The sequence below is a fragment of the Acinetobacter sp. 228 genome (assembly GCF_048147885.1).
This window is the reverse complement of sequence record NZ_JAYWYV010000298.1, coordinates 1-1322: the sequence shown is the minus strand read 5'-3', so window position 1 is coordinate 1322 and position 1322 is coordinate 1. Positions and strand designations below refer to the sequence as shown.

The 1322-nt window shown below is 42.6% G+C and carries 1 protein-coding gene; it reads left to right on the top strand.

Annotated features, from left to right (window positions below):
* Positions 1-1255: host specificity factor TipJ family phage tail protein (locus VXQ92_RS18380; RefSeq protein ID WP_416682775.1), on the top strand; the 1255-nt coding region annotated here is incomplete at its 5' end.
* Positions 1256-1322: the final 67 nt, after the last annotated feature.

Genomic DNA, 1322 nt, shown 5'->3' with positions numbered 1-1322 from the left:
TGGCAAAACGATATACATTGATTTGCCTACGGCTGGCTCGTTCCGTTTCCGATTAAGTCGCACAACAGCAACCCAAGCTGGTAAAACCCAAGACACTTGCAAGATTAAGTCTGTATACGGGATGGCTGATTCAACAATCAGTGATTATGGCAATGTGACTGTATTGCGTTCTCGGACAGTGGCTACAGATGGTGCACTATCAATTAAAGAACGTAAGCTTAACTGCCTAGTAAATCGAAAGCTTCCACTTGATGGGACAGGACCTTTACAGGTCACACGCTCAGCAGGGCAAGCACTTATCAATCTAGCTTTAGATGAGCACATTGGCCGTCGAACTAGTGCAGAAGTGGACATTTCACAAATCAATGCAGAGATATCCAAAGTAAATGCTTACTTTGGTTCAGACCTTATGTCAGAGTTCAATTACACAATTGATGACGACAATCTTAGCTTTGAAGAAATTGCTGGAATGGTGGCTAGTGCTGCATTCTGTGAGCCGTACCGGTTCGGAAGTCTAACCCGTCTCAAGTTTGAGCAACCGCAAGAAAACGCTGTCTTACTTTTTAACCATCGAAACAAAGTGCCTTTAACTGAAAAGCGCTCTTATACATTTGGTGTGCAGAAAGACTATGACGGGGTAGAGCTTGAATACACTTCAGATGTAGACGATGCCCGTGTGAAATACATCATTCCTGAAGATATTACTCCTAAGAATCCGTTGAAGATTACTACAACTGGTATTCGTAATGAGGAACAAGCAAAAGTCAGGGCGTGGCGTGAGTGGAATAAGCTTCGCTATAAATACATGTCTTGTGAAGTTGAAGTTCTAGACGAGTCTGAATTGCTTATCGGGAATGACCGAATTTTGAATGCTGACAACACAGTTGTAGATACACAGGATGGTGAGGTTGAGTCAGTAGATGGATTGATTATCCAAACATCCCAGCCATGCACCTATGATGTAGGTAGTGATTACTTCATTCACTTACAAATATCAAATGCCACTGTAGATGTGGTGCCGTGCACGGCTGGTGTTGATAAATACCATGTAGTGCTTAGTCGTCCACCAGTACAGCCACTTGTTGTGAGTGATGATAGATACGTTAAAACGCTCTACACATTAGTTCGCGCTGATCAAACAGAAGCACAGGCATTCATGCTTGAAGAACTTACCCCACAAACGCAAATGACCAATACGCTTAAGGCTTCTAACTACGATGCCCGATTCTATGAGCGTGACCATGACTTTATTTAATTAATTAACAGAAATCCAAGCCCCTTTATCGGGGCTTTTTTATGCTTGGAGAAAAGTAATGGCTGAT